6 protein-coding genes are annotated in these 6242 nt (G+C 70.3%); 2 read left to right on the forward strand and 4 right to left on the reverse strand.

The genetic code is table 11. The annotated features are described in order from the left end of the window. Both ADBZ5U_RS13725 and ADBZ5U_RS13730 read left to right on the forward strand, forming a co-directional pair. Nucleotides 1–722: acyl-CoA dehydrogenase family protein (locus tag ADBZ5U_RS13725; protein WP_526811086.1), on the forward strand; the 722-nt coding region annotated here is incomplete at its 5' end. A gap of 32 nt (nt 723–754) precedes the next feature. Next, nucleotides 755–2023, forward strand: a complete 1269-nt coding sequence (locus ADBZ5U_RS13730) for an HNH endonuclease signature motif containing protein (RefSeq protein ID WP_526811088.1) — start codon at nt 755–757, stop codon at nt 2021–2023. On the opposite strand, the gene ADBZ5U_RS13735 is transcribed toward ADBZ5U_RS13730, so the two are convergent. From ADBZ5U_RS13735 to ADBZ5U_RS13750, 4 genes are all read right to left on the reverse strand, one after another. Beyond that, nucleotides 2020–2772 carry an enoyl-CoA hydratase gene (locus tag ADBZ5U_RS13735; RefSeq protein WP_526811090.1) on the reverse strand — a complete coding sequence of 251 codons (753 nt, stop codon included), beginning with the start codon at nt 2770–2772 and terminating at the stop codon, nt 2020–2022. The two genes, ADBZ5U_RS13730 and ADBZ5U_RS13735, sit on opposite strands and share 4 nt — an antisense overlap. 22 nt (nt 2773–2794) lie before the next feature. After that, entirely contained in the window at nt 2795–4897 is a 2103-nt protein-coding gene (locus ADBZ5U_RS13740; RefSeq protein WP_526811092.1) for an SGNH hydrolase domain-containing protein, read from the reverse strand. A gap of 76 nt (nt 4898–4973) precedes the next feature. Continuing rightward, nucleotides 4974–5174: a hypothetical protein gene (locus ADBZ5U_RS13745; protein WP_526811094.1), complete on the reverse strand. Its 201-nt coding sequence runs from the start codon at nt 5172–5174 to the stop codon at nt 4974–4976. Between the two features lie 98 nt (nt 5175–5272). Continuing rightward, entirely contained in the window at nt 5273–6157 is an 885-nt protein-coding gene (locus ADBZ5U_RS13750) for a plastocyanin/azurin family copper-binding protein (RefSeq protein ID WP_526811096.1), read from the reverse strand. Nucleotides 6158–6242 lie beyond the last annotated feature (85 nt).

Here is a 6242-nt window from a genome sequence, read left to right on the forward strand (position 1 = left end):
TGGACGACGGGCACTGGGTCATCAACGGCTCCAAGCAGTTCATCACCAACTCCGGCACCGACATCACCAGACTGGTGACCGTCACCGCGGTCACCGGCGGGACCGGTGACCGCCGCGAGATCTCGGCCATCATGATCCCGGTTCCGACCGACGGGTTCGTGGCCGAACCCGCCTACGACAAGGTCGGCTGGAACGCCTCCGACACCCACCCGCTGTCCTTCACCGACGTCCGGGTGCCCGAGGAGAACCTGCTCGGCGAGCGGGGTCGCGGCTACGCCAATTTCCTGCAGATCCTCGACGAGGGCCGCATCGCGATCGCCGCGCTGGCCACCGGGGCCGCCCAGGGTTGCGTCGACGAGTGCGTCAAGTACGCCGGCGAGCGGACCGCGTTCGGTCAGGCCATCGGCCGCTATCAGGCCGTCGAGTTCAAGATCGCCCGGATGGAGGCCCGCGCGCACGCCGCCCGCACCGCCTACTACGACGCCGCGGCGCTGATGCTCGCCGGCAAGCCGTTCAAGAAGCAGGCCGCCATCGCCAAACTCCTCGCCAGCGAGGCCGCCATGGACAACGCCCGCGACGCCACCCAGATCCACGGCGGATACGGGTTCATGAACGAGTACCCGGTGGCCCGGCACTACCGGGACAGCAAGATCCTCGAGATCGGGGAGGGCACCACCGAGGTGCAGTTGATGCTCATCGCCCGGGAGATCGGCCTGCGCTGATTCTGTCGGCGGGTCCGCCTATCATCGAAAGCATGTTCGATATGAGTAGGTGGGATCCGGGCGGTTCCGAGGTCGATCTGGTGGAGGGGATCGCCGCACTCGAGCGTCTGAAGGCCGCCGCGGCGGCACGTCAGGCCAGGCTCGCCGCGGCACTCGACGCGGCGCGGCGCACCGCCGAGGCGGCGGCGGGAGTTCCCGCCGCACGCCGAGGGCGAGGCGTGGCCGCGGAGGTCGCGTTGGCCCGGCGGGACTCGCCGGCGCGGGGTGGCCGGCATCTGGGCTTCGCCAAGGCCCTGGTCAACGAGATGCCGCACACCCTGGCGGCACTCGAGGCCGGCGCCCTGTCGGAGTGGCGGGCCACCATCGTGGTTCGCGAATCGGCCTGCCTCGACGTGGAGGACCGGCGCCGGCTCGACGACGAGTTGTGCTCGGACCTCAAGGGACTGGACGGCGTGGGGGATGCCGCGCTGGCGGCGGCAGCCAAGGCGATCGCCTACCGACTGGATCCGCACGCCGTGGTGGACCGGGCGGCCAGGGCGCATGACGAGCGCACCGTCACCATCCGGCCGGCCCCGGACACCATGACCTATCTGACCGCACTGCTGCCGGTGGCCCAGGGGGTCTCGGTGTACGCCGCCCTCAAGCGGGAGGCCGACGTCTGCTGTGACGGGCGCTCGCGCGGGCAGGTCATGGCCGACACCCTCTTCGAACGCGTCACCGGTCGGTCCGCCGCGCAGGCCGTTCCGGTGACGGTCAATCTGGTGATCTCCGATCAGGCGCTGCTGGGCGTTGAGAGTTCCGCCGCCGTGGTTGCCGGCTACGGATCGGTGCCCTCGTCGGTGGCGCAGAACCTCATCGCCGCCGCTCTGGAGGATCCGGCTTCGCTGGCCAAGCTGCGCAGGCTCTACGCCAAGCCCGCCAGCGGCGCACTGGTGGCCATGGAATCCCGATCGCGGCTGTTCCCGAAGGGGCTGGCCGAATTCATCGGACTGCGTGACCAGCGCTGCCGAACTCCCTACTGCGACGCCCCGGTTCGCCATCGCGACCACGCCAGACCGCACCGGCGCGGCGGGACGACCAGCGGCGCCAACGGAATGGGGAGTTGCGAACGCTGCAACTACACCAAGGAGTCCGACGGCTGGACGGTCAGCGCCGGCACCGACGAAAACGGCAGGCACACAGCCGAATACACCACCCCGACCGGGGCGCACCACCACTCGACCGCGCCACCGGCGCCGGGAACCCCGCGAAAACCGTTCAGCGATATCGAGGTTTGGCTTAACAACCGGCTCGCGTCCTAGCGCTTCCGGGCCTCGGCCAGGCGCGCCTTGAACTCCGGGGACTCGATCGAGGTGGCCTGTGGGCCCAACTCGATGTTCTTGGCGGCCTCATGGTGGTCGGTATCTGTGAAGCCGGGAATCGCGGTGGCGCGCATGGACGCCTTGGTGGCCAGCACCACCTCGCGGGGGGCCGCGGCGGGTCCGGCGGCTAGTTCAAGTGCAGCGGCAACCGGGTCACCGGCGACCGTCAGGGCCAGTCCGTGGCGCACCGCGGTCTCGGCGTCGAACCGCATGCCGAACAACAGGGCGGCTCGAGCCACCTGCGGGCCCACCGACCGTTGCAGCATCCACGTCGCGCCGCCACCGGGATGGATTCCCAACTTCTGGAAGCGCGGATCGAACATCGCGTGCGGGCCGGCGATGCGGACGTCGGCCGCCAGGGCAAGGTTCATCCCGGCGCCGACCGCCGCGCCGTTGACCGCCGCGATGGTGGGAAGCGAGCAGCGGCCCACGGCCATGAAGCCCGCGTAGATGCGCTCCAGCCCCTCGCGGGCCGCGGCGCCCAGCGCCGAGAGGTCCGCTCCCGCGCAGAACGCCCTGCCCGCCCCGGTGACCACCACGGCATGCACGCCGGAATCCGCCTCGGCCCGTTCGACGGCGTCCCTGAGGTGCCCCGAGATCGCCTCGGTGACCGCGTTACGCCGGTCCGGGTCGTTGACCGTGACCACCGCGACCCGGTCGACCACCTCGTAGAGCACCAGATCCGCCACGGATCCCGAGGCTAACAGCGGGTCAACTCCGCGGAGCCATCGCCTGCTCGGCGACGACGCCCAGCGCCGGCGCCAGCGCCTGCGCGTAGGAGAACGTCAGGTGGTTGTCGTCGCGGAACACCAGATCGCCGCCGATCACCACCGGGCACACCGCGGGGGTGCAGAACCAGTCCGAGACGTCCGCGTATTGGCCGCCGCCGTCGCCGGTCGCCTGCCCTTCGGCGGCGATCCCGTCCGGGTTCAGGCCATCCGCGCGTCGCGGGGCGCACGCCATCGCGTCGTCCAGGCTGCCCGACAGGCACACCGGCACGTCGGTGCGCGGGTCCGGGACCGGGCCGAGAACCAGCACCCGCGCTCCCGTCGAACGCAGGTCGGCGACCAGTGCCGCCAGACTCTCGATCCACGCCGGGTCGTAACCGGTGAACCCGAAGTCCGCGGTGTAGCGGCGGGACATGCTCAACACCACCAGTCGCGGTTGCTCGGCGGCCAACCGGGCCAGTGCCTCCTGCCGCCACTGCTCGCACTCGGTGTACCGCCGGCCGAGATAGGGGCTGGTGATCGGCAGGCTCTGCAGCGGGCAGGTGACCTTGGCGATCGTCACCAGACGCCAATGGCGCTGTTGGGCAGCAAGGTTCAACGCGGGATGCCACATCGCGGCATGCGAGTCGCCGATCAGGGCCACTGTGGTGGCGGCGTCGGGGTCGCCGGAGACGCAATCCGGCACCCCGACCTCGAGCCAGGCGCGTACGCAGCCGTCGAAGAACACCGACGGCTTATCCGCGGCCGCCTCGGTGAGCGGGGGAGACAAGTCGGCCGGGACGGCCGGATTGCCCGGCGCCGCGGCGACCGCCGCTCGGATCGCCCCGAAGGGGTCCGGAATCGGGCCGCCGCCGACCGGGACCGCCTTCTCCGCGGCCTGCACGACGGCCGCGGCCGCCGGTGCGCCCCGTCCCACCGGGCTGGGAACCAGCATCGGCAACAGCAGGGCGGCACTCACCGCCGCGGCGGTGATGGCGCTGCCCACGGCGAGGCTGCGACCCGCCGAGCCGCGCAACCTCCGCGCGTACCGGATCGGGCGCTCGACGTACCGCAGCGTCAGCGCCGCCAGGACCAACGAGACGAAGACCGCCGCGGCCCGGCCGGCCCACCCGAGCGGGTGCCCGGCCAGCATCGGCGCGAACACCAGCACCGGCCAGTGCCACAGGTACCACGAGTAGGAGAGCCGGCCCACCGCCCGCATCGCGGGCAGCGACAGCAGCCGTCCGGCTCCCCACGTCGGCCGGGCGCACCCCGCCGCGATCACCGCAGCGGCGCCCAACACCGGCGCCAGCGCCACGGTCCCCGGATAGGGCGTCCGGTCGTCGAGGTGCACGGCCGCCGCGCCGATCACCGCCAGCCCGCCGAAACCGGCCAGTGCCGCGAAACCCGGCGGCAGACGTCGCCAGATCGGGATCGACAGCGCGATCAGCCCGCCGGTGGCCAGCTCCCAGGCGCGGGTGGGAAGGGAGAAGAACGCCCACGGCGGCGACGTTTGGGTCCAGTGCGCCGACAACGTCAGCGAGACTGCGACCACCGCGGCGAGGCCGGCGAGATATCCCGCCCGCCGCCGCAGGACGGTTCTCTTGAATACGACGCCCATCCCGATCATCAGCGCCGGCATGAGCAGATAGAACTGCTCCTCCACGCCGAGGGACCAGTAGTGCTGAAACGGCGAGGGCTCAGTGTGGCCCAGGTAGTCCGTCCCGGTCATGGCGAATCGGAGGTTTCCCGCATAGAGGGCGCTGGCCAGGCCGTCGTCGAGCACCGAACGGGCCTGCAGGGGCGGCAACAGCGCGGCGCTTGCCGCCGCGGTGGCGACCAGCACCACGGCCGCCGCCGGCAGCAGTCGGCGTGCCCGCGCGGCGTAGAACGCGGCCAGGTTCAGGCGGCCGGTGCCGGACAGTTCCGACCACAGCAGCCCGGTTATCAGGAAGCCCGAGATGACGAAGAAGACGTCGACGCCGACGAAGCCGCCGCGGACCGCCCCGGCGTGGTAGGCGACCACCGCCAGGACCGCCACCGCGCGCAGGCCCTCGACGTCCGGCCGGAACTGCGGCCTCGGCCGTCGCGGCTGGGGCCTACGCACCCGCCCATTGTCGCCGCGCCCGGGCCGTCGGCGTGGTTGCCACGCCCTCGCGTGTGCCCGGCCGATGCCCGGTCGATCAGGCGCTTGCGGCCTCGCCGGCGCATAACGCCCGTTCGACGGCCTCGGCGTCCAAGCCGGCGGCGACCGGCCGGTTCGTCGTCTGGTCCACCAGCGCATACGGCCCGTACTGCTGGTAGCCCATTGAGTTCACCTTGTACTTCACCAGCCGCAGCCCCTGCCGATAGGCGCGATATCGCCACTGAGATTCCGAATGCACTTCGTGCCCCCCTTAACCGAAATACCGCAAGCCCACGCTAACAAAAAGCGCCCCCGGCAGGAATCGAACCCGGCAAGCACCCTTCTGCGAGCCCTTACTCAAGTGCTGGGGCTGACCTCCACCGTGCCCTCCATGCCGTTGTCGTAATGGCCAGGCTCAAGACAAGCGATGCCCCATTGCCCGGGCTGGTTGAACGTGTAGAACAGAGTGGCTGTCTGGCCGGGCCCGACCATGACACCATTGTCGTGACCGTGGCCACCGGACGACTTCATCGACTCCGCATGAGCGGCTAGCTCCTGGGTCGGCCCCACCACGAGCTCGTGTTTGATCTGCCCGGTGTTGACCACGATCAGGCGCACGGTTTCGCCCTGCCGGGCCTGCCAGTTGGCCGGGGTGATCCGTCGCGCGTCATCGACCTCCACGACGACGTTACGGGCGGCCCCGGGTTCCGATGGTGCTGCCGCCGTGGGTGCCGAGGCTGTTACGGCCCCATGGTCGTGGTCGTGCCCGTCGCCTCCCGACTGTCCCCAATAGGACGCGGCCACGGCAGAGCCGACGAGCACGGTGGCTCCAGCCGCGAGGGTGTAGGCGGCCAGCGGCTTGGGAGCGATACGACCTCTGCCCTCACTGAGATAGACGGCACCGAGACTCAGGAAGAAGCCCAGCGGCACCACCCAAAGGCTGCGCCCCGGGGAATCGGGAAAGTGCTGCAGACCACCGGTGAAGAACCCAAGCCCTATCGAGGCGACGATGCCGAAACCGAGTAAATCCCCCCACCGCTTACCGCCGTCCGGTGCCGCCTTCATCTCCATGGCCGCGCCGATCAGGAAGCAGATCACTCCGACACCGGCGGTTACGAACGATCGCTTCTCGGAGAAGAACCCATGGTTGACCGCTCCCGCGACGAAGCTGATGCCCGCATACTTCGCCAGCGTGGCTAAGTGCTCAGTCTGGAATTTCATGCGTCCTCCCGCTTCGGACATTCAGCAGAGCGATCAGGCTAGCCCTCTTTTGCGCCCCCGGCAGGAATCGAACCTGCGACCTAGGGATTAGAAGGCCCTTGCTCTA

The organism is Mycobacterium sp., from assembly GCF_040398885.1.
In the GTDB taxonomy this organism is placed as follows: domain Bacteria; phylum Actinomycetota; class Actinomycetes; order Mycobacteriales; family Mycobacteriaceae; genus Mycobacterium.